Origin of the sequence: Streptomyces wedmorensis (assembly GCF_000716445.1) — a bacterium.
GTDB classification, from domain to species: domain Bacteria; phylum Actinomycetota; class Actinomycetes; order Streptomycetales; family Streptomycetaceae; genus Streptomyces; species Streptomyces wedmorensis.
The window spans coordinates 12,965-38,933 of the sequence record NZ_JNWK01000060.1; the positions used below are offsets into that span (position 1 = coordinate 12,965).

At 73.1% G+C, this 25,969-nt stretch carries 19 protein-coding genes; 8 read left to right on the forward strand and 11 right to left on the reverse strand.

Features of this window, described 5'->3' with window-relative positions:
* The first annotated feature begins 6 nt into the window (after positions 1-6).
* The 4 genes from OO54_RS33555 to pulA all read left to right on the forward strand — a co-directional run bounded on the left by OO54_RS33555 (position 7) and on the right by pulA (position 10,023).
* Entirely contained in the window at positions 7-1,674 is a 1,668-nt protein-coding gene (locus OO54_RS33555) for a glycoside hydrolase family 13 protein (RefSeq protein ID WP_033210039.1), read from the forward strand.
* On the forward strand, positions 1,662-2,741 hold the full coding sequence (locus OO54_RS33560; protein ID WP_033210041.1) for a LacI family DNA-binding transcriptional regulator: 1,080 nt from the start codon (positions 1,662-1,664) through the stop codon (positions 2,739-2,741). Before OO54_RS33555 ends, OO54_RS33560 begins: the two co-directional genes overlap by 13 nt.
* A 123-nt stretch (positions 2,742-2,864) precedes the next feature.
* Complete coding sequence (locus OO54_RS33565; protein WP_033210042.1) at positions 2,865-4,586, forward strand: carbohydrate-binding module family 20 domain-containing protein; 1,722 nt, start codon at positions 2,865-2,867, stop codon at positions 4,584-4,586.
* A 145-nt stretch (positions 4,587-4,731) separates the two neighbouring features.
* A complete protein-coding gene (gene pulA, locus OO54_RS33570; protein WP_033210043.1) occupies positions 4,732-10,023 on the forward strand; it encodes a pullulanase-type alpha-1,6-glucosidase in 5,292 nt (1,763 codons plus the stop codon).
* A gap of 34 nt (positions 10,024-10,057) precedes the next feature.
* On the opposite strand, the gene OO54_RS33575 is transcribed toward pulA, so the two are convergent.
* Complete coding sequence (locus OO54_RS33575; RefSeq protein WP_051787458.1) at positions 10,058-10,600, reverse strand: GNAT family N-acetyltransferase; 543 nt, start codon at positions 10,598-10,600, stop codon at positions 10,058-10,060.
* A 23-nt stretch (positions 10,601-10,623) separates the two neighbouring features.
* Between OO54_RS33575 and OO54_RS33580 the strand changes: the two genes are divergently transcribed.
* Positions 10,624-10,956: a 5-carboxymethyl-2-hydroxymuconate Delta-isomerase gene (locus tag OO54_RS33580; protein WP_033210046.1), complete on the forward strand. Its 333-nt coding sequence runs from the start codon at positions 10,624-10,626 to the stop codon at positions 10,954-10,956.
* On the opposite strand, the gene OO54_RS33585 is transcribed toward OO54_RS33580, so the two are convergent.
* On the reverse strand, positions 10,941-11,675 hold the full coding sequence (locus tag OO54_RS33585; protein ID WP_033210051.1) for a TetR/AcrR family transcriptional regulator: 735 nt from the start codon (positions 11,673-11,675) through the stop codon (positions 10,941-10,943). The genes OO54_RS33580 and OO54_RS33585 overlap by 16 nt on opposite strands.
* Before the next feature lie 37 nt (positions 11,676-11,712).
* Here OO54_RS33585 and OO54_RS33590 point away from each other — a divergent pair, with 37 nt between their 5' ends.
* Positions 11,713-12,201, forward strand: a complete 489-nt coding sequence (locus tag OO54_RS33590) for a hypothetical protein (RefSeq protein WP_033210054.1) — start codon at positions 11,713-11,715, stop codon at positions 12,199-12,201.
* An 8-nt stretch (positions 12,202-12,209) separates the two neighbouring features.
* Here the strand turns inward: OO54_RS33590 and OO54_RS33595 are convergent, their stop codons facing one another.
* From OO54_RS33595 to OO54_RS33615, 5 genes are all read right to left on the reverse strand, one after another.
* Positions 12,210-13,271, reverse strand: a complete 1,062-nt coding sequence (locus OO54_RS33595; protein WP_033210057.1) for a PDR/VanB family oxidoreductase — start codon at positions 13,269-13,271, stop codon at positions 12,210-12,212.
* Complete coding sequence (locus OO54_RS33600) at positions 13,271-14,155, reverse strand: metal-dependent hydrolase (protein ID WP_033210058.1); 885 nt, start codon at positions 14,153-14,155, stop codon at positions 13,271-13,273. The genes OO54_RS33595 and OO54_RS33600 overlap by 1 nt, the downstream gene beginning before the upstream one ends.
* A gap of 217 nt (positions 14,156-14,372) precedes the next feature.
* Positions 14,373-16,607 (reverse strand): hypothetical protein, encoded by a 2,235-nt coding sequence (locus OO54_RS33605; protein WP_033210060.1) that lies wholly within the window; start codon positions 16,605-16,607, stop codon positions 14,373-14,375.
* 76 nt (positions 16,608-16,683) lie between these two features.
* A complete protein-coding gene (locus OO54_RS33610; RefSeq protein ID WP_033210066.1) occupies positions 16,684-17,484 on the reverse strand; it encodes a tyrosine-protein phosphatase in 801 nt (266 codons plus the stop codon).
* A 94-nt stretch (positions 17,485-17,578) separates the two neighbouring features.
* On the reverse strand, positions 17,579-18,583 hold the full coding sequence (locus OO54_RS33615; protein ID WP_200146791.1) for an NAD-dependent epimerase/dehydratase family protein: 1,005 nt from the start codon (positions 18,581-18,583) through the stop codon (positions 17,579-17,581).
* 384 nt (positions 18,584-18,967) lie between these two features.
* Between OO54_RS33615 and OO54_RS33620 the strand changes: the two genes are divergently transcribed.
* Entirely contained in the window at positions 18,968-19,633 is a 666-nt protein-coding gene (locus OO54_RS33620; RefSeq protein WP_033210070.1) for a hypothetical protein, read from the forward strand.
* Positions 19,634-19,683: 50 nt separating this feature from the next.
* Positions 19,684-21,117: a PepSY-associated TM helix domain-containing protein gene (locus tag OO54_RS33625; RefSeq protein ID WP_033210072.1), complete on the forward strand. Its 1,434-nt coding sequence runs from the start codon at positions 19,684-19,686 to the stop codon at positions 21,115-21,117.
* Here OO54_RS33625 and OO54_RS33630 read toward each other — a convergent pair whose 3' ends face one another.
* The 4 genes from OO54_RS33630 to OO54_RS33645 form a co-directional block, all read right to left on the reverse strand.
* Entirely contained in the window at positions 21,118-21,681 is a 564-nt protein-coding gene (locus tag OO54_RS33630) for a winged helix-turn-helix domain-containing protein (RefSeq protein ID WP_017238910.1), read from the reverse strand.
* 411 nt (positions 21,682-22,092) lie between these two features.
* On the reverse strand, positions 22,093-23,124 hold the full coding sequence (glnII, locus tag OO54_RS33635) for a glutamine synthetase (RefSeq protein WP_033210079.1): 1,032 nt from the start codon (positions 23,122-23,124) through the stop codon (positions 22,093-22,095).
* Positions 23,125-23,280: 156 nt separating this feature from the next.
* Positions 23,281-24,432: an ARPP-2 domain-containing protein gene (locus tag OO54_RS33640; RefSeq protein WP_033210082.1), complete on the reverse strand. Its 1,152-nt coding sequence runs from the start codon at positions 24,430-24,432 to the stop codon at positions 23,281-23,283.
* Complete coding sequence (locus OO54_RS33645; RefSeq protein ID WP_033210085.1) at positions 24,429-25,838, reverse strand: hypothetical protein; 1,410 nt, start codon at positions 25,836-25,838, stop codon at positions 24,429-24,431. Before OO54_RS33645 ends, OO54_RS33640 begins: the two co-directional genes overlap by 4 nt.
* Between the last annotated feature and the right edge of the window lie 131 nt (positions 25,839-25,969).

The window sequence follows — 25,969 nt, forward strand, 5'->3', positions numbered from 1 at the left end:
GAAGACATGACCCAGCATCTCGCCACCCCGGCCGACGCCCCCACCACCGGCACGCACACGGGCTGGTGGAGAGACGCCGTGATCTACCAGGTCTACCCCCGCAGCTTCGCCGACGGCAACGGCGACGGCATGGGCGATCTGGAGGGCATCCGCAGCCGCCTGCCGTACCTCAGGGACCTCGGCGTCGACGCCGTCTGGCTCTCCCCGTTCTACGCCTCGCCGCAGGCCGACGCCGGCTACGACGTCGCCGACTACCGGGCCATCGACCCGATGTTCGGCTCGCTCCTCGACGCCGACGCGGTGATCCGCGAGGCCCACGAACTGGGTCTGCGGATCATCGTCGACCTGGTCCCCAACCACTCCTCCGACCAGCACGAGTGGTTCCAGCGCGCCCTGCGCGAGGGGCCCGGCTCCGTACTGCGCGAGCGCTACCACTTCCGCGCCGGCAAGGGCGAGAACGGCGAACTGCCGCCCAACGACTGGGAGTCCATCTTCGGCGGCCCCGCCTGGACCCGTACCGAGAACCCGGACGGCACCCCCGGCGACTGGTACCTGCACCTCTTCGCCCCGGAGCAGCCCGACTTCAACTGGGAACACCCGGCCGTCCGCGACGAGTTCCGCTCCATCCTGCGCTTCTGGCTGGACATGGGTGTCGACGGCTTCCGCGTCGACGTCGCCCACGGCCTGGTCAAGGCGGCGGGCCTGCCCGACATCGGCGCCCACGACCAGCTGAAGCTGCTCGGCAACGACGTGATGCCCTTCTTCGACCAGGACGGCGTCCACGAGATCTACCGGACCTGGCGCAAGGTCCTCGCCGAGTACGACGGAGAGCGCGTCCTCGTCGCCGAGGCCTGGACCCCGACCGTCGACCGCACCGCGAACTACGTGCGCCCCGACGAGATGCACCAGGCCTTCAACTTCCAGTACCTGGGCACCCACTGGGACGCGGCCGAGCTCCGCGCGGTGATCGACGCCTCGCTCGACGCGATGCGCCCGGTCGGCGCCCCCACCACCTGGGTGCTGTCCAACCACGACGTCACCCGGCACGCCACCCGCTTCGCCAACCCGGCGGGCCTCGGCACCCAGCTCCGCGAGGCCGGCGACCGCGAACTCGGCCTGCGCCGCGCCCGCGCCGCGACCCTGCTGATGCTGGCGCTGCCCGGCTCGGCGTACGTCTACCAGGGCGAGGAGCTCGGCCTGCCCGACGTCACCGACCTGCCCGACGAGGTCCGCCAGGACCCGTCGTTCTGGCGCGCCAGCGGCCAGGACGGCTTCCGCGACGGCTGCCGCGTGCCGATCCCGTGGACCGTCGAGGGCACGTCGTACGGCTTCGGGGCCGGCGGCTCCTGGCTGCCGCAGCCCGCGACCTGGAGCGGGCTGAGCGTCGAGGCGCAGACCGGCGACCCCGGCTCGACCCTGGAGCTGTACCGCAGCGCGCTCGCCGTACGCCGCGAGCGCCCCGAACTCGGTGCGGGCGAGGACGTCCAGTGGCTGGAGGCACCCGAGGGTGTGCTCTCCTTCCGCCGCGACGGCTTCGTCTGCACCGCCAACACCACCGGCCGGGCCATCTCCGTCCCGCTGCCCGGCCGGTACCTCCTTTCCAGCGAGGAGATCCGCGTCGTCGACGACGAAGCGGAGCTGCCCGCCGACACCACCGTCTGGTGGGCGGTGTGACGATCCCCCTGCCGCGGGGCGCCGGGAACGGCGCCCCGCGGCTCGCGGACATCGCGGCCCAGTCCGGCGTCAGCGAGGCCACCGTCAGCCGCGTCCTCAACGGCAAGGCGGGGGTGGCCGGCGCGACCCGGCACAAGGTGCTCGCGGCGCTCGACGTGCTCGGCTACGAGCGCCCCGTACGGCTCAAACGCCGCAGCGCGGGCCTCGTCGGGCTCGTCGTGCCCGAGCTGACCAACCCGATCTTCCCGGCCTTCGCGCAGGTCGTCGAACAGGTCCTCGCCGGGCACGGCTACACCCCGGTGCTCTGCACCCAGATGCCCGGCGGCGCCACCGAGGACGAGCTCGTCGAACAGCTGGTGGAGCGCGGGGTGGCCGGCATCGTCTTCCTCTCCGGGCTGCACGCGGACGCCAGCGCCGACCCGGCCCGCTACGCCCGGCTGAGCGCCCGGGGCGTGCCGTACGTCCTCATCAACGGCTACAACGAGCACATCGACGCCAACTTCGTCTCGCCCGACGACCGGGCCGCCGCCCGGATGGCCGTGCGCCACCTCGTCGAGCTGGGCCACGAACGGATCGGGCTCGCCATCGGCCCCACCCGCTACGTGCCCTCGCGCCGCAAGGCCGAGGGCTTCGCCGCCGAGCTGTACGAGCTCCTCGGCATCGAGCGGGCGGACGCCGAACGGTTCATCAGGCCCACGCTCTTCGGCGTCGAGGGCGGGCACGCGGCCGCCGACATCCTGCTCCGCGAGGGCTGCACCGGCATCGTCTGCGCCTCCGACCTGATGGCGCTCGGCGTGATCCGCGCGGTTCGCGCCCGTGGCCTGGAGGTGCCCGACGACGTCTCCGTCGTGGGCTTCGACGACTCCCCGCTGATCGCCTTCACCAGCCCGCCGCTGTCCACCGTGCGCCAGCCGGTGCAGGCGATGGCGACGGCCGCCGTCGGCGCGCTCCTGGAGGAGATCGAGGGGAACCCGGTGCAGCGCACGGAGTTCGTGTTCCAGCCCGAGCTGGTGGTACGCGGCTCCACGGCGCAGCCGCCCGGCAGGGAGCCGCAAGTCCTTTCGTAACAACTTGCGTTGCGGCGTCCGGAGGGTTGACCGGGCGCCGGGGCACTCGTACGGTCACGGCTGAAAACAGTTGCTGAAGTTTTCGGCAACTTCTTGCGACACCGATGTCGTACAGGAGGAAGCATGGCCAGAAGAACCGTGGCCGCTGCACTCGCCCTCGTGGCGGGAGCCGCCGCTGTGGCCGTCACGGGAAACGCCCCGGCGCAGGCAACCCCGCCCGGCGAGAAGGACGTCACCGCGGTGATGTTCGAATGGAACTTCGCCTCGGTCGCCCGCGAGTGCACCGACCGCCTCGGCCCCGCCGGATACGGATACGTCCAGGTCTCCCCGCCCCAGGAACACCTCCAGGGCGGCCAGTGGTGGACCTCGTACCAGCCGGTCAGCTACAAGATCGCCGGACGTCTCGGCGACCGCGCCGCCTTCAAGAACATGATCGACACCTGCCACGCGGCGGGCGTCAAGGTCGTCGCCGACTCCGTCATCAACCACATGGCGAACGGATCCGGCACCGGAACGGGCGGGACCCCGTTCTCCAAGTACGACTACCCGGGCCTCTACTCCGGCTCCGACATGGACGACTGCCGCTCCTCCATCTCCAACTACCAGGACCGCGGCAACGTCCAGAACTGCGAACTGGTCCAGCTCCCCGACCTCGACACCGGCGAGGACCACGTCCGCGGCAAGATAGCCGGCTACCTCAACGACCTGCTCTCGCTCGGCGTCGACGGCCTCCGCATCGACGCCGCCAAGCACATGCCGGCCGCCGACCTCGCGAACATCAAGTCCCGGCTGACCAACCCGAACGCCTACTGGAAGCAGGAGGCCATCTTCGGCGCCGGCGAGGCCGTCTCCCCGAGCGAGTACCTCGGCACCGGCGACGTCCAGGAGTTCCGCTACGCCCGCGACCTCAAGCGCGTCCTCCAGGGCGAGAAGCTCTCCTACCTCAAGAACTTCGGCGAGGCCTGGGGCCACATGCCCTCCGGCCAGTCCGGCGTCTTCGTCGACAACCACGACACCGAGCGCGGCGGCGACACCCTGTCCTACAAGGACGGCGCCGACTACACCCTCGCCTCCGTGTTCATGCTCGCCTGGCCCTACGGCTCCCCCGACGTCCACTCCGGCTACGAGTGGACCGACAAGGACGCCGGACCGCCCAACGGCGGCCAGGTGAACGCCTGCTACACCGACGGCTGGAAGTGCCAGCACGCCTGGCGCGAGATCTCCTCCATGGTCGCCTTCCGCAACACCGCCCGCGGCCAGGCCGTCACCGGCTGGTGGGACAACGGCAACAACGCGATCGCGTTCGGCCGCGGCTCCAAGGCCTACGTGGCGATCAACCACGAGTCCTCCGCGCTCACCCGCACCTTCCAGACCTCGCTGCCCGCCGGCTCCTACTGCGACGTGCAGCGCAACACGGCCGTGACGGTGAACGCCTCCGGCCAGTTCACGGCCACCCTCGCCGCCAACACCGCGGTCGCCCTCCACGTGAACGCCACCAACTGCGGCGGGGCCACCCCCACCACGCCGCCCACGACGACCCCGCCGCCCGCCACCGCGGGCGCCTCGTTCAACGTGAACGCCACCACGGTCGTCGGCCAGAACATCTACGTCACCGGCAACCGCGCCGAGCTCGGCAACTGGGCCCCGGCCTCCGCCCTCAAGCTCGACCCGGCCGCCTACCCCGTGTGGAAGCTGACCGTCTCCCTGCCCGCCGGAACGTCCTTCGAGTACAAGTACATCCGCAAGGACGCGGCCGGGAACGTCACCTGGGAATCCGGCGCCAACCGCACCGCGACCGTCCCCGCCTCGGGCCAGATCGTCCTGAACGACGCCTTCCGCAGCTAGGCCCTGTCCGAAAATTCCCGTCGGGTCCGGCCCGCCCGGCACGCACGCTCGCCGCACGGCCGAAACGCCCCAGTAGCTCCGCTACGAGGGCGCCCCGGCCGCACGCCGGGCGGCCCCCTCTTCCCGTACCTCCAGGGAGCACCCCGTGACACGCAAGAGAACGGCGGTCGCACTGGCCGCCGCCCTGTGCGCCGCCCTCGTGCCCGCCGTCCCCGCCGCCGCCGCGCCCCGGCCCCCCGCCCCGCCGTCCGACCGCTCGCTCGCGGCCCAGCCGTCCCGCCAGGACCTCACCCGCGAGCAGTTCTACTTCGTCCTGCCGGACCGCTTCGCCAACGGCGACGCCTCCAACGACCGCGGCGGCCTCACCGGCAGCCGGACGCAGACCGGCTTCGACCCCACCGACAAGGGCTTCTACCAGGGCGGCGACCTCAAGGGCCTCACCCAGCGCCTCGACTACATCAAGGGCCTCGGCACCACCGCCATCTGGATGGCGCCGATCTTCAAGAACCGGCCCGTGCAGGGCACCGGCAAGGACGCCAGCGCCGGCTACCACGGCTACTGGATCACCGACTTCACCCAGGTCGACCCGCACTTCGGGACGAACGAGGACCTGGAGAAGCTGATCGCCGCCGCCCACCGCAAGGGCATGAAGGTCTTCTTCGACGTCATCACCAACCACACCGCCGACACCGTCGACTACGCCGAGCAGAAGTACGGCTACCGCCCCAAGGGCGCCTACCCGTACCTCGACGAGGACGGCCGGCCCTTCGACGACCGGACCGCGATCGGAAAGGTCGACGCCGACTCCTTCCCGTACACCCCCGTCGAGAAGGCGAACGCCAAGGTCCCCTCCTGGCTCAACGACCCCACGATGTACCACAACCGGGGCGACTCCACCTGGGTCGGCGAGTCCGCCGAATACGGCGACTTCGTCGGCCTGGACGACCTGTGGACCGAGCGCCCCGAGGTCGTCGAGGGCATGAAGAGGATCTACGAGAAGTGGGTCCGCGACTTCGACATCGACGGCTTCCGCATCGACACCGTCAAGCACGTCGACCTGGACTTCTGGACCCAGTGGGCCACCGCCCTCGACGCGTACGCCAAGAAGCAGGGCCGCGAGGACTTCTTCATGTTCGGCGAGGTCTACTCCGCCGACACCACCGTCACCTCCCCGTACGTCACCCGGGGCCGGCTCGACGCCACCCTCGACTTCCCCTTCCAGGACGCCGCCCGCGCCTTCGCCTCCCAGGGCGCCGGAGCCGACCGCCTCGCCAGGGTCTTCGCCGACGACTACCGGTACACCACCGACAAGGCCAACGCCTACGAGCAGGTCACCTTCCTCGGCAACCACGACATGGGCCGCTTCGGCACCTTCCTCAAGCAGGACAACCCGAACGCCTCCGACGCCGAACTCGTCCAGCGGACCCGGCTCGCCAACGAGCTGATGTTCCTCTCCCGCGGCAACCCGGTGATCTACTCCGGCGACGAGCAGGGCTTCACCGGAGCCGGCGGCGACAAGGACGCCCGCCAGCCCCTCTTCGCCTCCCGGGCCGCCGACTACCTCGACGACGACCAGCTCGGCACCGACCGCACCCACGCCACCGACGCCTACGACACCGCCCACCCGGTGTACCGGTCGATCGCCGCGCTCTCGAAGCTGACCCGCGAGCACCCCGCCCTCCGCGACGGCGTCCAGCAGGAACGGTACGCCGAAGGCTCCGTCTACGCCTTCACCCGGACCGACGCCGACACCCGCACCGAGTACCTCGTCGCCACCAACGGCGCCACCACCGCGCGGACCGTCACCGTCCCCGTCGACTCCGCCGGCTTCCGTGCCCTGTACGGGGGTCAGGGCGCCGTCACCGCCGAGAACGGCAAGGTCACCGTCACCGTCCCCGCCCTCTCCTCCCTCGTCCTCAAGGCCGACCGCGCCCTCCCGGCACCGGCCGCCGCACCGGCCCTCGGCCTCAAGGCACCGGCCGCCGGATCCACCGGCACCGTCGAGCTCACCGCCGACGTCACCGGCGGACAGCTGAACCGGGTCGTCTTCGCCGCCCAGGTCGGCAACGGCCGCTGGCAGACCCTCGGCACCGCCGACCACGCCCCCTACAAGGTCACCCAGCACGTCACCGCCCCCGCCGGCACCCCCCTGCGCTACAAGGCCGTCGTCGTCGACGCCGCCGGACGCACCGCGAGCGCCACCGCCGCCACCACCGCCGGAGCGCCCCCGGCCCCCGAGAAGCCGGTCGCCGTCGAGCGGACCCACGCCGTCGTGCACTACCGCCGCGAGGACGGGAACTACGACGGCTGGAAGTTGAAGGCCGCCGGCCAGGAAGCCGCGTTCACCGGCCGCGACGCCCACGGCGCCTTCGCCTGGGTCAAGGTCCCCGAAGGCGCGTCCGCCCTCGCCTACACCGTCGAGAAGGACGGCACCGCCGACGGCCCGCAGCGCAGCATCGTCCTCGGCCGCACCGGCGAGGTCTGGATCACCCAGGGCCAGGACGGCCAGTCCGACACGAACCCGGCCCCCGCCCCGCAGGACAAGACCAAGGCCGTCATCCACTACCAGCGGCCCGACGGGAACTACGACGGCTGGGGCCTGCACACCTGGACCGGCGCCGCCCAGCCCACCGACTGGTCCCGGCCGCTCATGCCGGCCCGCTTCGACGCCTACGGCGCCGTGTACGAGGTGCCGCTCACCGAGGGCGCGACCTCCCTCTCGTACATCCTCCACAAGGGCGACCAGAAGGACCTCCCCACCGACCAGTCCCTCGACCTCGCCACCTACGGCCACCAGATCTGGGCGCTCTCCGGACAGCAGAAGTACCTGCTCCCGACCGTCGGTGGCACCCCCGCCCTCGACCTCGCCAAGGCCGAGGCCCAGTGGATCGACCGGAACACCGTCGTCTGGAAGGTGAAGACCACCGACGCCACCAGCCAGCAGCTGGTGTACGCGAAGGACGGCGGCATCACCGTCACCGACGGCGCCCTGAACACCGAGGGCCAGTGGCTCCGGCTCACCCCCTCCTCCCTGAGCGACGCCCAGAAGGCGAAGTACCCGCACCTCGCCGCGTACCCCGCCTTCACCGTCGACCCGCGCGACGCCGACCGCGTCCGCGACTCCCTCCGCGGTCAGCTCATCGCCACCCAGCGCGCCGCCAACGGCGCCCTCCTCGCCGCCACCGGCGTCCAGACCGCCGGCGTCCTCGACGACCTGTACGCGGCCAAGGCCACGAAGGCGAAGCTCGGCCCGGTCTTCCGCGACGGCCGCCCCACCCTCTCCCTCTGGGCCCCGACCGCCCGGACGGTCGCCCTCGAACTCGACGGGAAGACCGTGCCCATGCGGCGCGACGCCGGCTCCGGCGTCTGGTCCGTCACCGGCCCCCGCGACTGGGCGGGCAAGCCCTACCGGTACGTCGTCGAGGTCTGGGCACCCACCGTCCAGAAGATCGTGGAGAACAAGGTCACCGACCCCTACTCCACCGCCCTCACCACCGACTCGGCCCGCAGCCTCGCCGTCGACCTCACCGACTCCCGCCTCGCCCCCAAGGGCTGGAAGGAGCTGAAGAAGCCCGCCGCCGTACCGCTGCGGGACGCCCAGATCCAGGAACTCCACATCCGCGACTTCTCGATCGCGGACCCCACGGCGAACGCCGACCACCGTGGCACCTACCTCGCCTTCACCGACAAGGCCAGCGAAGGCTCCCGGCACCTGAAGGCGCTCGCCGCCTCCGGCACCTCCTACGTCCACCTCCTCCCGGCCTTCGACATCGGCACCATCCCCGAGAAGAAGTCCGCGCAGACCACCCCCGCCTGCGACCTGAAGGTCTACGCCCCCGACTCCGAGGAGCAGCAGGCCTGCGTCGCGGCCGCCGCGGCCAAGGACGCCTACAACTGGGGCTACGACCCGCTGCACTACACCGTCCCCGAGGGCTCCTACGCCACCGACCCCGAAGGCACCCGCCGCACGGTCGAGTTCCGGCAGATGGTCCAGGCCCTCAACGGCGACGGCCTGCGCACGGTCATGGACGTCGTCTACAACCACACCGTCGCCGCAGGACAGTCCGACAAGTCCGTCCTCGACAGGATCGTCCCCGGCTACTACCAGCGCCTCCAGGCCGACGGCTCCGTCGCCACCTCCACCTGCTGCGCCAACACGGCCACCGAGAACGCCATGATGGGCAAGCTCGTCGTCGACTCGGTCGTCACCTGGGCCAAGGACTACAAGGTGGACGGCTTCCGCTTCGACCTCATGGGCCACCACCCGAAGGAGAACATCCTCGCCGTCCGCAAGGCCCTCGACGCCCTGACCGTCGAGAAGGACGGCGTCGACGGCAAGGCGATCATCCTGTACGGCGAGGGCTGGAACTTCGGCGAAGTCGCCGACGACGCCCGCTTCGTCCAGGCCACCCAGAAGAACATGGCCGGCACCGGCATCGCCACCTTCTCCGACCGGGCCCGCGACGCCGTCCGCGGCGGCGGCCCCTTCGACGAGGACCCCGGCGTCCAGGGCTTCGCCTCCGGCCTCTACACCGACCCCAACACCTCCACCGCCAACGGCACCCCGGAACAGCAGAAGGCCCGCCTCCTGCACTACCAGGACCTCATCAAGGTCGGCCTGAGCGGCAACCTCGCCTCGTACACCTTCACCGACACCTCCGGGCGCACGGTCAAGGGCTCCGAGGTCGACTACAACGGCGCCCCGGCCGGCTACGCCGCCGCACCCGGCGAAGCCCTCGCCTACGCCGACGCCCACGACAACGAGTCCCTGTACGACGCGCTCGCCTTCAAGCTCCCGGCGGGCACCAGCCCCGCCGACCGCGCCCGCATGCAGGTCCTCGCCATGGCGACGGCCACCCTCTCGCAGGGACCGGCGCTCTCCCAGGCCGGCTCCGACCTGCTGCGGTCCAAGTCCCTCGACCGCAACTCCTTCGACAGCGGCGACTGGTTCAACGCCATCCACTGGGACTGCGGCGACGGCAACGGCTTCGGCCGCGGCCTGCCCCCGGCCGCCGACAACAAGGCCAAGTGGACCTACGGCAAGCCGCTGCTCGTCAACCCGAACCTCACGGTCGGCTGCGAGCAGATCGACGGCGCCTCCGCCGCCTACCAGGACCTGCAGAAGATCCGTACCACCGAGCCGGTGTTCTCCCTGGCCACGACCGACCGGGTCCAGGAAGCCCTGTCCTTCCCGCTCTCCGGCACCGCCGAGACCCCGGGCGTGATCACCATGCGCCTCGGCGACCTGGTCGTCGTCCTCAACGCGACGCCGGGCAGCACCTCGCAGCAGGTCGGCGACCTCGCCGGGAAGGGCTACCGCCTGCACCCGGTCCAGGCCGGCGGCTCCGACCCGGTCGTGAAGGCGGCCGCGTACGACCCGACGTCGGGCACCTTCACGGTCCCGGCCCGCACGGTCGCGGTCTTCAAGGCCTCCTAGAGCCCGAAGACCGCGGGCCCTGGCGTGACACCCGTCACGCCAGGGCCTTCTCCATCAGCGTCACCGTGTACCGCCGGCCGTCCGCGCCGACCTTCTCCAGGAGCGGGGCGAGCGCCGTGTACCCGGCGCCCTCGTAGTACGTCCCCAGGCGCGCGTTGCGCGTCTCGCGGTCCAGCCGGGCCAGCGTCCGGCCCGAGGCGGCGATCCGCCCCTCCGCGTGCGCGAGCAGCGCCCGCCCGGCACCGGCGGGAGCCGCCTCCCGGTCGGTCATCAGCCGGTGCACGTACCCCGCCACCGGCGGCTGCGGCCCCCAGACCTCCCGGTCCTCCCACCACAGCTCGTACGCGCCGACGACCCGGCCCCCGTGGGACGCCAGCCACACCTCGCCGCCCGCGATCCGCGCCCGGAAGTGCTCCGCGTCCTTACCACCCGGTTTCCACTGGTCGATCCCGTTCCGCGCCATCCAGCGCGCCGCCCCGTCGAACAGCCCCACCAGAACGTCCAGATCGCGCTCGTCCGCACGCCGGAAGGCCACTTGTGTCGTCACGGAGATCACCGTAAAGGTGTGGCCAGACATCCGTCCCACCAGGAGTGACCCCCATGCCGCAGATCACCGTCGACTACTCCGCGCCCCTCGACCGGCGAGGCTTCGCGCTGGCCCTGCACCCGCTCGTCGCCGAGACCGTCGACACCACGGTCGAGGCCTGCAAGACCCGCTTCCGGGAGGTCGAGGAGCTGGTCGTGGCCGACGGGGCGACCGACGACGTGCTCGTACACGTCGAGATCGCCCTGCTGCCCGGCCGTACGGACGAGGTGAAGGCGAAGCTCGCGGAGGCCGTCCTCGACCTGCTGCCCGCCTACCTCAAGGCGGCGGACGGAGTCCGTCTCACCGCCGAGATCCGGGACCTCGACCTGTCCTACCGCAAGCGCTGATCGGGCACGACGGGCGGCGTCGCCCCGACCGCGGGGACCAGCGCGGCCAGCCGCGCCACCAGGTCCGCGAAGGGGCCGTCGGCCGGCTCGTCGGCCAGGATCCCGACCAGGATCCCCGCCATGTCCGGGTCGTACGCGGCGCTCACCGCGGCGAGCGCCGCGAAGTCGTGCACGAGCTGCAACTCCAGCTCGGCGCGCGGGACGCGCCGGCCGTCCAGCCAGAGCAGCGCCGTCGACTCGGCGAGCGACACCCAGGAGCGGACGACCAACTCAAGGCGGGCCGAGGGCTTCTCGACCTCGAGGTGGGCGAGGATCTGTTCGTACGCGGCCTGCCGGACCTCGTCGATCATCGCGTTCGTCGTGGAGGAGCCCACCGCGGGCCCGCCGCGCATCAGCGCCGCGAATCCGGGCCCGTGGTCGTCGACGAAGTCGAAGAACCGGCCCATCACCCGCAGCAGCCGCGCCCCCAGCGGACCTTGCGGCGGTTCCACGAACCTGGCCGCCAGCTCGTCGGCCGCCCGCCTCAGCGCCGCCTCGTAGAGGCTCTGCTTGCCGGGGAAGTAGTGGTAGACCAGCGGCCGTGAGATCCCGGCGGCCGCGGCGATCTCGTCGATGGACACGTCGTCGGGAGAGCGGTGGCTGAAGAGTTCGAGGGCCACCCCGATCAGCTGCTGCTTGCGCTCCTCGACGCCCATCCTGCGGCGTACCCCGGTCGTCATACGAACAGCCTAACGGGGTCCGTTACGCTCCTGCTCCATGAGCGCTTCCGACCAGGACACCCCGGCAGCCGAGGCCCCCGCGGCCACGAAGACCGACGAGGCTCCCGAACCCGCCGAAACCGACGAGACCGGAGAGCTCGACGAGGCCGCCGAGGCCGCCGGGAACGGGGCGCTCGACGAGGGCGACGAAGACGACGAAGACGACGACGAGGACGACGAAGAGGCCGGCGAGGACGGAGAACTCGACGAGCTCGACGACGACTCCGCTTCGGGGCTCACCCCCAAGCAGGCGCGCCGCCTCCGCGTCGCCGCCGCCTCCGTCCTGCTCGTCACCCTCGCCGTGGTCCTGGTGATCCGCCTCGCGAGCCGTACGTCCGTCCTGGTCGTCGGCGTGTACGGCCTCGCGATGATCCTCTGCGGCGTCGTGATCGAACTGTCCCGCAACGGCCGTACACGGCTGGCCACATGGCTCCTGGTGGGAGGCCTGGCCGCCGCACTGGCCTTCGACTGGCTGATCCTGCCGTGACGCCCCGCTCAGAGGTCGAGGACGAGCCGCTTCCCCGCGCAGCGTGAGACGCAGATCAGCATCGAGTCGCCGCGTTCGGCATCGGTGAGCAGCTCGTCCCGGTGCTCGATCTCGCCTTCCAGTACCCGCTGTTGACAGGTGCCGCAGAAGCCCTGCCGGCAGGAGTACGTGATGCCCGGCAGCTCCTCGCGGACCGCTTCGAGCACCGACTGGTCGGCCGCCACCGCCACCGTCCGCCCGGACCGGCGCAGTTCGACCTCGAAGGCGGTGCCGCCGGTCGTGGCCGCGGCCGAGAACCGCTCGAAGCGCGCGGCCCTGCCCTCCGGCATCGCCGCGCCCACCGCGTCCATCAGCCCGTCGGGGCCGCAGCAGTAGACGACCGTCCCGTCCGGCAGTTCCCCGAGGAAGCCCAGATCGGGACGGCCGGACTCGTCCTCGGCGACGACCGTCACCCGGTCGCGGCCGAGCCGCTCGACCTCGTCCAGGTACGGCATGGTGGCCCGGCTCCGGCCGCAGTACACGAGCCGCCACTCCGCCCCGGCCGCCTCGGCGGCGCGCACCATCGGGAGGACCGGGGTGACGCCGATGCCGCCGGCGACGAACACGTACGCGGGGGAGTCGATCAGCGGGAAGCGGTTGCGGGGCCCCCGGATCTCGACCTCCACGCCGTCGTGGAGCTGCTCGTGGACCTCGCGCGAGCCGCCCCGGCCGCCCTGCTCCTCCTCGATGAGGCGGGTCGCCACCGTGTACGCACCGGTGTCGGCCGGGTCGCCGCAGAGCGAGTACTGCCGGACGAGGCCCGATGGCAGGACGAGGTCGATGTGGGCGCCCGGCTGCCAGGCGGGCAGTCCCGCACCTTCCAGGCGCAGTTCGACGACCCCCTCGGCGGGCGTGGCCCGGCCGGTCACGAGGACCTTGCGGGGGACGGTGCTGCCCCGGCCGTATCCGGAGACGGGCTCGTCGAGGGCGGGCATCGGCCAGAGCGGGGCCGTGGTCATCCGGCTGCGGACGGCACGGCGGACGAGCAGCGCGGCGCCGGCGGCGAGGGCGACGGTGGTGAACCGGGGCATCAGCGGCCTCCGTTGGCGCCGGGCGAGGAGGCCAGGTAGGCCATGGCCTGCGCGGTGTCGCCCTCCTGTGAGGGGTGGTAGGCGCGGGAGAGGTAGCGGGGTATCGAGCGCAGCATGTCCGGGGTCGACGGCAGTACGCCCTTGCGGCCCCTGCGTACGAAGTCCGCGAAGGAGGCCTTCGGGTCGAGCAGGCTCGGGTCGTTCTCCATGAAGAAGCGGATGCCCCGCTGCCACAGGAAGACCAGCGCGGAGAAGGCGAGCGCCCAGGTGCGGGCGCGGCGCCGGTAGCCGCCGTCGAGGTGCATGAACAGCTCGAAGGCGACCGAGCGGTGCTCGACCTCCTCCGCGCCGTGCCAGCGCAGCAGGTCCAGCATCGTCGGGTCGGCGCCGACCCGGTCGAGCTCGTCGGCGTTGAGCACCCAGTTGCCGAGGAAGGCGGTGTAGTGCTCGATCGCGGCGATCATCGCGACCCGTTCCATCAGCCACCAGCGGCGCGGTCGGCCCGGCGGCAGGGTCCTGTCCCCGAGGAGCTTCTCGAAGAACCAGTCGACCTGCGCGGTGTACGGCGTGGGGTCCAGGCCCAGCTTCCGCAGGTGGGGGAGGACGTCGTCGTGTGCCTGGGAGTGGATGGCCTCCTGCCCGATGAACCCGATGACGTCCTCGCGCAGCCGGTCGTCGGTGATGTGCGGCAGCGCCTGCTTGTAGACGTGCACGAACCAGCGCTCACCGGCCGGCAGCAGCAGGTGCAGCACGTTGATGGTGTGCGTGGTGAAGGGGTCGCCGGGGACCCAGTGGAGCGGGGTCTCCTCCCAGTCGAAGGAGACCTTCCGGGCCTTGAGCTCGACGTGTTCAGACGCCACCGGGGCAGGCTGCGTATTAGACATGACGTCAATGTACTGAGGGGTAGGGCTCGGCGACAGGCCCCTGCACCGCCTTTTTCCCGCCCGACCGCGCGGCGGCTCTCCGGCCCGGAACCCGCGCCTGCGTCGCCCCAACGGCCCTGGTCCCGGCGTGCCCTGACCCGGCCCGCCCCGGCCGGCCCGTGCGTCGTGCGCCGCGCCCGCGCTCCCCACGTCCGCCTCCCCCCGCCCCATGGCACGGTCACCGCAGGGCGCGCCGCCGGCTCCCGTCCTCGAGGGTGCCGTCCAGGTCCGCCCGCGCCCCCGCCTCCGCCCGTACGGCGAGGACCGGGCCGTGCGAACGGCCCTTCACCCCTCCCGAGACCTCCAGGGCCGTGAACTCCGGGCTGCCCGCGGCCAGGACGTACCAGCCGCCGCCCGGGGCCTGCCACAACACGCCCGCCAGAACCCGGGGATCCCGCACCCCGCACGCGGGCGAACCCTCGGAACGGGCCGCGAGCGCCGCCGGCACCTTCGCCGACGGGACCAGGAACTGGGCGAGGACCCGGCCGCCCGTACCCCGCCAGGTCTCCGCACGCGTGCACAGCCAGGTGCCGCGCCCGGCGCCCTCGGGCAGCTGCTGCCGCGCGAACCGCCAGGCGTTCACCGACCGCACCCCGTGCGCCCGTACCGCCGTCAGCCGGCACGCCGTACGCGCCCACGCCTCCCGCGCCTCATGCCCCGTCGCGTCCACCGGCGCCGCGGGCGAGCCCCACAGCAGCCGCGCGGGTGCCAGCTCGCCGAGGTCCGTGAGGAGCCGCAGCCCCGAACCGTCCCGCACCTGAAGGGTGTTCCAGCGGGCGCAGCCCTTCGCCTCCGCCGGACTCGGCAGCGGCTCCGTCACCCCGTACGCGTCCCGGGCCAGCGGCCACGGCTCCTTCGCGGGCGCCAGCAGGTCACGCACCGCCGCCTCCCGCACCCAGGGGGCCGTCAGATAGCGGACGTTGCCCGAGGCCCTGGACACCACCAGCGCCGCCGAACCGACCGTGTCGGCCCCGTCCGTCCGCGCGAAGTCCAGCGCCGCCCCCGCCGCGCCACCGGTCGGCTCCGCGTACCGCACCACCCGCAGGCCGTCGTGGAACAGCACCACCCGGGCCCCGTCCACCACCCCGGCGAACAGCAGCTGCGGCGGCCCCATCGGCGGCCCCACCGGCGTCCCCGGCGTCGCCGACGACCGCACCGAGAGCCCCGGCCGCGCCCACACGGCGAGCGCCCGCCGCAACAGCGTCCCGTCCCCGGTGAGGCCGCCGCGCGCGGGCCACACCGAGAAGTCCTGCCGCGTCGAACCCGGCCACGCCCCGGGCGGCACCCGCTTGACCGCTCCCGGGTCCAGCGCCGCCTCGGCCGCCGGATTGCGCGCGTACGACGGCGCAGCAGCACCGTTTCTTCCCCAGCCGTCCCCCGGCAGCCCGAGCAGCATCCCGCAGACCACGAGCGCCGCCACCGCCACCGCCGCCGCCCGCCCGTGCTGCCGCCGCCGCATCAGATCCGTCGGCCTCGCCTGCAACGCACACGGATCGAACTCGTCCGACTCCAGCAGCGCCGCCCCACTGACCCGCCCGGCACGACCGGCCCCCAGCGGGCCGTAACCGCCGCCGGCGCCGAGCGGCCCGGGGCCGCTGCCGGTGCTGAGCGGCCCGAGGCCGCTGCCGGTGCCGAGCGGCCCGAGGCCGCCGGTGGGGGAGTCCGCCGTCCCCGGGCCACCGGTGGGGACGTCCGCCGTCCCGGGCCCGTGCCCGCTGCCCCGGCCCCGTCCCGGACCGGCCTGCTCCCCGACCCGCTCGCCGGACCCGCCCGGGACGACCCTGGACGCGGGTCCCGTCGCGGAGTAGTCGCCGTCGGCCCCGGCGGCCGGACCGGCCAGGGCGGTCAGGGTGTCCAGGGCGTCCGCCTCGGCCAGGGCGGACGCGAGGTCGTCGACACCGGCGGCGGCGAGCACGCGAAGGACCTCGGGATCGCCCTGGCGCTCCAGGCCGCGCAGGACGTAGGCCGCGCGGCCGGGGCCCGAGAGCCGGGAAAGCTGCTGGTCCAGGGCGAGTTCGTCGGCGCCGCCGACCCGGGGGAAGAGCCGCAGGCCCCACACGTGCGGGAGCAGCGGCGGGAACTGCGCCCGCCGGGGCAGCGCGAACCGCCGCAGGGGCTGCCCGGCGACGAGAGCCTGCCGCAGCACCTCGCCCCGTACGTACGCGTACCCGGGATCGACCGCGTCCTCCGCGCGCCGCGGCTCCGGCACCGAGGGGCCCGGCACCCGGCGGCGCGGCAGCGAGCGCTGCACGAGCGCGTGCGCGGTCAGCACCCGCCGGTTGCGGCCGAGCGACGGCGGCAGCACGAGATAGGCGATGCGGACGAGACGCGGATAGCGCTCGACGAGCGCGGCCTCGGCCTGCTCGACGTCGACGGGACCCACGGGCGAGGGAACGAGATCCTGGGTGCTCACGTTCAGCAGAACGAGCGATTCTTCCGATGGTCACCCCGGCCCCGGGCGGTGCGGTGCGGGGGCGCCGGGCGCGGACTCAGGCCGGAGAGACCGTCAACCGCTCCCGGATCAGCTCCGTCACCTCGTCCGGGACGCCGAGCCCCTCCCGTACGTACTTCTCCATCGAACCGTGCCGCACCGCCACTTCGTCGAGCGCCGCGTCGAGGTACTCGGGCAGCACCCCGATCAGGTCGAGCGCCAGCTGCGGGTCGCCGCCCTGCGCGGTGAACCCCTCGACCATCGGCGCGAACGCCTGCCTCACCGCCGGGTTCACCGCGAGGTACTCGGCCCGCACCGTCTCCTCGTCCGCGCCGAGCAGCGACAGCACCACCGTCGCCGCCCAGCCCGTCCGGTCCTTGCCCGCCGAGCAGTGGAAGAGCAGCGGCCCGGCCCCCGGCGTGCCCAGCTCGCCCAGCAGAGCGCGGTACGAGGCGCGGGCGGAGTCCCCGGAGACGAAAGTCCGGTACGTCCGCTCGAAGGCCGCCCGCACCCGGCCCCCGCCCAGATGCTCCTCGGCCAGGGCCGGATCGGCCAGCAGCTTCTTCAGACGCGCGGCGGGCGGCAGCCCGCTGCCCGTCAGCTGGTCCGACAGCACGTCCGCGACGAGCAGCCGCGCGTCGGCGGGCAGCCGGTCCGGCCGCTCCGCCCGCTCCCTCTCCGTCCGCAGGTCGACCACCGTACGGATGCCCAGGGCCGCCACCGCCGGCTCGTCCGGATCCAGCCGGTCGAGCTGCGCCGAGCGCAGGACCCGCCCGGCGCGGACCTCCCGCCCGTCGCCGACCGGCAGTCCGCCGAGATCACGGAGGTTGGCTACGGAGGTGGCGGGGATGGCGGGCATGACATCGACTCCTCCGGTTCGCACACGTTCGTGTCGACCGTAGTGGATCGCCCCGATACGGGCAGATCGGAGCGGGTCCGTCCGAGCGGGCGGGTCACTCCCCGGACGCGGCCAGCTCCGCCAGGACCTTCGCCTCCCGTTCGGGCGAGAGGCCGACCGGCGGCCGGTCCGGGCGTTGGGGCGCGGTCCCGCCGACGGACCGCAGCCAGGCCCAGGTGTCGGCGACGGTCTCCGCCACCGGCCGGCAGCGCAGCCCGGTCGCGACCGCCCGGGAGACGTCCGCGGTGTGCATCGCGTCGTACATCTCGCCCGGCGGCAGCCACACGGGCAGCTCCGTCCAGGGCGCGACCCCGGCGGCGAGCAGCTCGTCCGGCGCGGCCCAGCGCAGTTCCGCGTCCGAGCCGGTGACGCGCACACAGGCGTCGAGGAGTTCGCCCATGGTCGCGTGCCCGCCCGGCGACACGAGGTTGTACGGCCCCGACAGCCCGGCCGCCACCGCGTCCAGCGTCCATTCGGCCAGGTCGCGGGCGTCGATGTACTGGCACGTCAGGGCGCGCGGCCCCGGAGCCAGGACCTGGCCTCCGCGCGCGATCCGGGTCAGCCACCAGGGCAGCCGGCCCACGTTCTCGTACGGGCCGAGGATCAGCCCCGCCCGGACGAGCAGCGTCCGTTCCGGTCCGAAGGCCGCCGTGGCGGCGAGCTCACCGCCCCGCTTGGCCTCCGCGTAGGGCACGTCCCCGTCGTCCGGCGAACCCTCCACCAGCGGCCCGTCCTCCGCGAGCCCGGCGGCCGCGGGCCACGCGTACACGGACCGGCTCGACACGTACGCGTACCGCCCGACCCGGTCCGCGAGCAGCCGGGCCGCGTCCCGTACCGCCGACGGCGCCGCCGACCAGGTGTCCACGACCACGTCCCACGAGCCGGTCCCGAGCGCGGCGAGGCCCTCCGGAGCGGTCCGGTCCCCGGTCAGCGACACCGCCCCCGCCGGGGGCTCGTGGCGTCCCCGGTGGAACACCGTCACCTCCCAACCCCGGCCCAGCGCCGCCTCGACGACCGCGCGGCCGACGAACTCCGTACCTCCGAGCATCAGCAATCTCATGCCCCGAAGCCTGCCCGGCCGCGCCGACCCAGACGAGAGGGTTCCGCTCCCGGAGGATTCCGCCACGGGAGGAACGCCGCCGACGGAACGCGCCTGGGGGAGCGCGCCGGGGGAACGACACCGGCGGAACGCGGTGGGGGAGCGCGGCCGGGGGGGCGACACCGGCGGAACGCCGCCGACGGAACGCGCCGGGGAAGCGAGGGCGACGGAACGCGCCGGGGAAACGACGCCGCCCGGACCGGCTCCCGAGGGCGCCGATCCGGCCATCCGGCCGGGATGGCACCATGGCGGACGATGACGGATGCCCGGTCGCCCCTGCGCGCCCTGCGAGCCGCACTTTTCGCGGTGGTGTGCGTCGCCTTGGCAGCTGTGGGGCATTCGTCCATGTCTGCCCACCACCTCCCGGCCTCCACCCTGCTCGCCGCCTTCGCCGCGACGACCGCCCTCGCCTGGGCCGCCGCCGGCCGCCGCAGGAGCACACCGGCCATCGCGGGCGCCCTCCTCGTCCTCCAGAGCGCCCTCCACCTGACCTTCTCCACCACCGGCGCCCACCCCGCGACCCGGCCCACGGACACGCCCCCCGACGGCCTCCCGCACGCGCACGCGATGCCCGGCATGGAGCACGCGCACGCGATGCCCGGCATGGAGCACGCGCACGCGATGGCCGCCATGGCCACCGATCACACGGCGTCCGCCGCCACGTCCGCCGCCGCCATGTCCGCCGCGTCCGAGACGGCCACCGCCCACCCGGCCTCCGGCGCCGGCATGCTCGCCGTCCACCTCCTCGCCGCACTCCTGTGCGGCCTCTGGCTGGCCCACGGCGAGGCCGCGTTCTTCACCCTCGCCCGAACCGCCCTCGCGTACGCCTTCACACCGCTGCGCCCGCTGTTCGCGCGCGTACGGGTGCCCGACGCCCCGCGTCGACCGATCCGGGGGCGGCGCCGCAACGCCCGCCGCCCGCACGCCGTGGTCCTCGCGCAGACCCTGTCCCGGCGCGGCCCGCCCCGGCTGTCCGCACCCCGCGCCACGGCCCTCGGAGCACACGTCTGACCGGGGGTCCCTTTCCCCTGTCTGCACCCGACTCCTAGGACAGCCACGTCATGACCACCATCGACGATCCCGTGCGCCCGGACACCACCGACGCGCCACCGGCGGAGCCCACCCCCACCCCCCGTCGTTCCGGCGGCACCTGGAGCGCCCTGCGCCCCCTCGTGATGCGCCTCCACTTCTACGCGGGCGTCCTCATCGCCCCGTTCCTCCTCGTCGCCGCCGTCAGCGGCCTGCTCTACGCGCTCTCCTTCCAGGCCGAGAAGGTCTACTACGCCCACGAGCTGGAGGTCCCCGTCGGCGACGCCACCCTGCCGCTCTCGCGGCAGGTGGACATCGCCCGCGAGGCCAACCCGAACGGCACCGTCACCGCCGTCTGGCCCGGCGCTGAACCCGACGCGACGACCCGGGTCCTGATGGCCGACCCCGACGTCCCCGAAGGCACCTCGCTCGCCGTCTTCGTCGACCCGTACACCGGCGAGGTACGCGGACAGCTGCCCAGCTTCGGCAGTTCCGGCGCCCTCCCGCTGCGCACCTGGATCGACGGCCTCCACGCCGATCTGCACCTCGGCGAGTTCGGCCGCAACTACAGTGAGCTCGCCGCGAGCTGGCTGTGGGTGATCGCGCTCGGCGGCCTGCTGCTCTGGCTCGGCCGGCGCCGCGGCAACCGCCGCGCGCTCCTCCTGCCCGAGCGGGGCCCGAAGTCCCGCCGCCGCACCCTCTCCTGGCACGGTTCGGTCGGCCTGTGGGCGGTCACCGGCCTCGTCCTGCTGTCCGCCACGGGCCTGACCTGGTCGCGCTACGCGGGCGAGAACATCGGCACCGTGCAGGACGGTCTGGGCGGCGCGACGCCCACCCTGTCGGCGACCCTCGACGGCGCGGCCGGCGGCTCCTCGGAGCACGAGGGCCACGGCGCCGGCCACACCCCGGCCCCCACCGCTCCCGGCGCCGACATGGGCCTCGACAAGGCGGTGGCGGCGGCCCGCGCGGCCGGCATCGACAGCCCGCGGATCTCGGTCGTCCTGCCCGCCGAGGGCAAGGGGTACGTGGTCAAGGAGACCGACACCCAGTTCCCGCTCCAGCTGGACTCGGTGGCCGTGAACCCGGCGGACGGCACGGTCCTCGACCGCCTCGCCTTCGCCGACTACCCGCTCCTCGCGAAGCTCACCCGCATCGGCATCGACGCCCACACCGGCGTCTTCCTGGGCCTGTTCAACCAGCTGGCCCTCGCCGCCCTCGCGCTCGCCCTGATCCTGCTGATCCTCTGGGGCTACCGCATGTGGTGGCTGCGCCGCCCGGGCCGCCCGGTGGCGCGCGGCGCCTGGCGGAAGGTCCCGGTGACCCTGCTGCTGCCGCTCGCCGCGGCGACCGCCGTCGTCGGCTGGTTCGTCCCGCTGCTCGGCCTCAGCCTGCTGCTGTTCCTCGCGGTGGACCTCACCCTCGCCCTGGTGGCCAGGATGAAGGCGAGGTCCAGCCGAACCGCCTGATCAGGGCGTGTACTTGTAGCCGACCCGCCGCACGGTCTGGATCGTGTGGCGGTGCTCGGCCCCCAGCTTCCGCCGCAGCCGCGCCACGTGCACGTCGACCGTGCGCCCGTCGCCCACGTGCCCGTACCCCCACACCGTCGTGACCAACTGGTCCCGGGTGTGCACCCGGTGGGGATGCGCCACCAGATGGGCCAGCAGCTCGAACTCCAAGTACGTCAGGTCCAGCGCCTCCCCGTCCACGACGGCGATCCGCCGCACGTCGTCGATGCTCACCGGCCCCTCCTGCGCCGCCTCGCCGGCGGCCTGCGCGGGAACCGGCGCCACGGGCAACTGCGCCTGCTGGTCCGCCGGTACGAGCACCAGGTACCCGACCATCGGCGGCCGCCCCGGCAGCGTCGGCAGCGCGTGCTGCGGCGCCGGCAGCAGCGTCGCCCCCGGCGGCAGGAAACTCGCCACCTGCGACAGGTCGACGACCTCGTTCGGATCGACGGCCCGCAGTCGGTGCCGACCGGGCCGCACAGGGGTCAGAGAAGGAGCGGTGGAAGCGATCTGGGTGTGCACCATGGAGGTCTCAGCTCTTTCGCGCGAGAAGGGACGGACAGGCGTCGTACGTCAGTCGTCATGCGCGCGGGCCGAAGGCCGTGGATCGGACCGTACCGATCAGGGCTTTAGAGGGCCGACGCGTTCATCGCGCGGCAACACACCCGGTCGAAGTCGTCATGCTGCCGAGACGGCCAGAACGGCTCGAGGTCGTGACGACCCGTCGCGGTGTCGTTCTTCATGTTGGCCATATCCCTATTGAACCAGAAGGGAATGCCTCCGACGAGCCTTTCGACAGCGGACTCCGTGTCGGACGTCCCACATGACGGAAGGGGCGCCCACCGTGTGGAACGGTGGGCGCCCCTTCCGGAGTGCGTGGATCAGGGTCGGGTCAGGCGCGGATCAGGCCGCGGACCGGACCGGGGATCCGGGGAATCAGACCTGGCCGGCCTTGGCGAGGGCCTCGCAGCAGGTGTCGACGATGAGGCGGGTGACGACGTAGGGGTCGACGTTCGCGTTGGGGCGACGGTCCTCGATGTAGCCCTTCTGGTCCTGCTCGACCTGCCACGGGATGCGGACCGAGGCGCCGCGGTCCGAGACGCCGTAGGAGTACTGGTCCCACGGGGCGGTCTCGTGGAGGCCGGTGAGGCGCTCGTCGATGCCGGCGCCGTAGTTCTTGACGTGGTCCAGCGGCTTCGAGCCCTCGCCGAGGGACTCGCAGGCGGTGATGATGGCGTCGTAGCCCTCGCGCATCGCCTTGGTGGAGAAGTTGGTGTGCGCGCCGGCACCGTTCCAGTCGCCCTTGACCGGCTTCGGGTCGAGGGTCGCGGCGACGTTGAAGTCCTCGGCGGTGCGGTACAGCAGCCAGCGGGCGATCCACAGCTGGTCGGAGACCTCGAGCGGGGACAGCGGGCCGACCTGGAACTCCCACTGGCCGGGCATGACCTCGGCGTTGATGCCGGAGATGCCGAGACCCGCCTTGAGGCAGTTCTCGAGGTGCGCCTCGACGATCGGGCGGCCGTGGATCTCGTCCACGCCGACGCCGCAGTAGTAGCCGCCCTGCGGGGCCGGGAAGCCGTTGACCGGGAAGCCGAGCGGGCGGGTGCCGTCGAAGAAGGTGTACTCCTGCTCGATGCCGAAGATCGACTCCTGGGAGGCGTACTTCGCGGCGACCTCGGCCAGCGCGGCGCGGGTGTTGGACTCGTGCGGAGTCATGTCCGTGTTGAGGACCTCGCACAGCACCAGGACGTCGTTGCCGCCACGGATCGGGTCCGGGCAGACGAAGACGGGCTTGAGGACGCGGTCCGACGCGTGACCCTTGGCCTGGTTCGTGCTGGAACCGTCGAAGCCCCAGATCGGCAGCTCGTCGAGCGCGAGGCCCTCACCGGCGATGATCTTCGTCTTGGAACGAAGCTTCGCGGTCGGCTCGGTGCCGTCGATCCAGATGTACTCAGCCTTGAAGGTCACGGGTCTCATCCTTTGGCGTGCTGCTGCGGGGTTCCGTCGCGGCTCGCGGCACTGCGAGAAGCTGCGGTGTCTGCGCTGACTGCGCTGTTTGTGTTCGACCGCAGCTTCGCAACACGGGATTTCCCGTCGGTTGCCCGTTTGTGAACCCCGTGTTACTCAGCCTTCCTGATTTTCGCGGATCCGCTGTGCGACGACGTGCGCGTCCAGCAGCGAGCCCAGCCCCGCCGCCCGGATCCGCCGCACGACCTCCTCGTACGAGGTGCCGAGCGCCTCGGCCGTCCGCCCGAGGTGCCAGTCCTCGGCGGCGAGCCGCCGCAGCAGATGGCCCTTGCGGATCTGGTTCTCGGACAGCCGGAAGCTCTTCAGGTACGCCGTCCGCCCCTTGTGGTCGGTGATCAGCTCGCCGATGTGCTGCTCCTGCCCTCCCCGCAGGAACGGCGGCAGGAACCGGTACAGGTCGAACGACCCCATCCGGTACACCCGCTCGAAGGCGTACGGCGTCTCCAGCAGGTCCCGCGCCATCAGCCCGTCGTGCGCCACCGCCCAGGCCCGCTCCTGCTCACGCGCCGCCGCCCGCAGGTCCGCGAGGGTGCGGATGCCGCCGGCCCCGTCCCGGATCCGCGCGGTGAACTCGGGCACGGGGGCGCCGTAGTGCGCGTACTGGTGCACCAGCTCCCCGTACAGGTCCTCCACCAGCGTCGGGTGCAGCAGGCGGTAGTCCTCGGGGTGCGGCACCACGAAGGCCGCGGCCAGCGCGTCGGCCACGTACAGGAGCAGGCCGCACTGCCCCGGGTGGAGCTCGAAGATCCGCAGCGCCTCGGCGAGCCCCGGCACCGACCACCCCGCGTACGCCGCCTCCGCGCGCGGCGACAGACCGCGCCTCAGCGCCTCCCGCGACCAGTCGTCCCAGACCACCGAAGGCCCGCCGAAGTGCAGCGCCAGATATCCCTCGAGGGCGAGGTGCAGCGGCAGGAACCTCAGCCTCCGCTCGCCCCGGCGCCGCTTGGCCATCCGCTGCGGACGGCGCACGGCCATCCCCGGCGGCGCCCCCTCGCCGCCGAGCCGGGTCCCGTACGCGGCCCGCTCCTCCCCCGTCCCCGTCCAGTCGGCGACGAAGCCGTGCGGGATGTACGAGGTGTACGCGGTCCGGTCGCCGACGGCGACGGAGGCCTCGCCCCACCCCTCGTACACCTCCCGGCCCAGCCGCAGCCCCGCCACCGGCTCGGCCCGCACCAGCGGCACGAGCCGCACCCCGCCCCACACCTGCGCGGGACGCACGTCGAGGCCGGTCAGATCGATCCCCGTCACGCCCCGGCCTCCGTCAGGAAGTGCTCCACCCGCCGGTCCAGATACGCCCGCAGCTCCGTGAAGCCGGTCCGCCCCTCGGCGAACTGCGCGATCTCCACCAGCGCCGCCAGGTCCTCCGCGTCCCTCATCCCGGCCGTCGGCACACTCGCCGCGAGCCGGCGCACGTCGAAGCCGTCCGCGTCGTATACGGGGTTGAGGTGGACGACGCTCGTCCCCCGCCCCGGGTCGAGCCGCGCGCGCCAGACCCGCAGGACCTCGCCCGCGAGCCCCGGCGGCGCGTTGTCCCAGCCGTCCGAGACGATCACCAGCCGCTCCGGCTCCGTCTCCAGGGCGTCCAGGATCCGCGTCCCCAGCGGCGTCGGCCCGTACGGCCGGACCATCAGCGGATCGTCCCCGCCCGAGGTCCAGAGCGCCGTGTACGCCCCCGGTGCCGCGAGGGCCTCCAGAAGGAAGTGGCAGCCCAGCGCCACGGCCAGCGGCCGGCGCCGCTTCACCGCCGAACCGGACGAGGAGAAACTGTCGTCGAGCACCGCCGTCAACCGCCCCCAGCTCCCGGCGTACGGTCCCGCCGCCCGCCGCGCGGAGGCGCGCAGCGCAGCCGTGAGCTCCGCCCGGCGCTCGACCCGCTCGCCGAACGGCAGCGCGAGCACGTACAGCGCGAGCCGGGTCAGCGGCATCACGGCCAGCTCGGCCCCCGCGCCCGACGCCCGTTCCGTCCTGAGCCGTTCGAGCCGGGTCATCCGGGGCGCGATCCGCTCCAGGAACACCGCACGCGGCACCCCGTGCTTCGCCGCGAACCCCTCGGCGACCGTGAACGGGAGCTCGTACACCGCGGACTGCTCGTAGTGCGCCCGGCGGTACGCGTCCAGCAGGGCGTTGCCGTACCGCACGCGGCGGCCGGGAGCGAACAGGAAGTCACCGGTCTCCGGGTCGGTCGGCCGGCCGTGGACGTGCCGCACGGCGGCCTTCACCCCGGTCCGGTACTTCACCGCGTCCAGCGCCGGATCAGGGCGGGCCGCGAGCCACCCGCGCACGATCGCGCGCGTGCGCCGGTTGTTGACCCCGGCCGCCCGCAGCGCGCGGAACAGCCGGTAGACCCGCTGCGGCGGCAGCATCGCGAGCCGCGCCGCGATCAGCCGGCCCTCGGCCCGCTTCTCCTCCGCCCCGCCCGCCTCACCGGCGGTGCGCAGCAGCCCCTCGACGATCAGCGCGGCGTTGTGGTGGTTCACGTCCAGGGCCAGCGCGGCCGCGTACACGGGCCGGTAGTTGACCCGTACGTACTCGTGGAGGAACCCCAGCGAGAACCGCTGCTCCTCGGCGGACGAACGGAACTCCCGCTGACCCGTCGCCGTCACGGCGGCGTTCACGAAGAGCAGGACGTCCTCGGCGGCGACGAGCTCGGACACGGTGCTCCCCCTCTCCTGGACGCCGGCCGGGGAATGAGGGCGCGAACAGCGAAGACGTTGCTTCAGAGGCAGTTCCGGAAGTCGCACCGGAGTCCCGCGGCCGGCGGAGGAACGCTAACACCGGCGTGGGG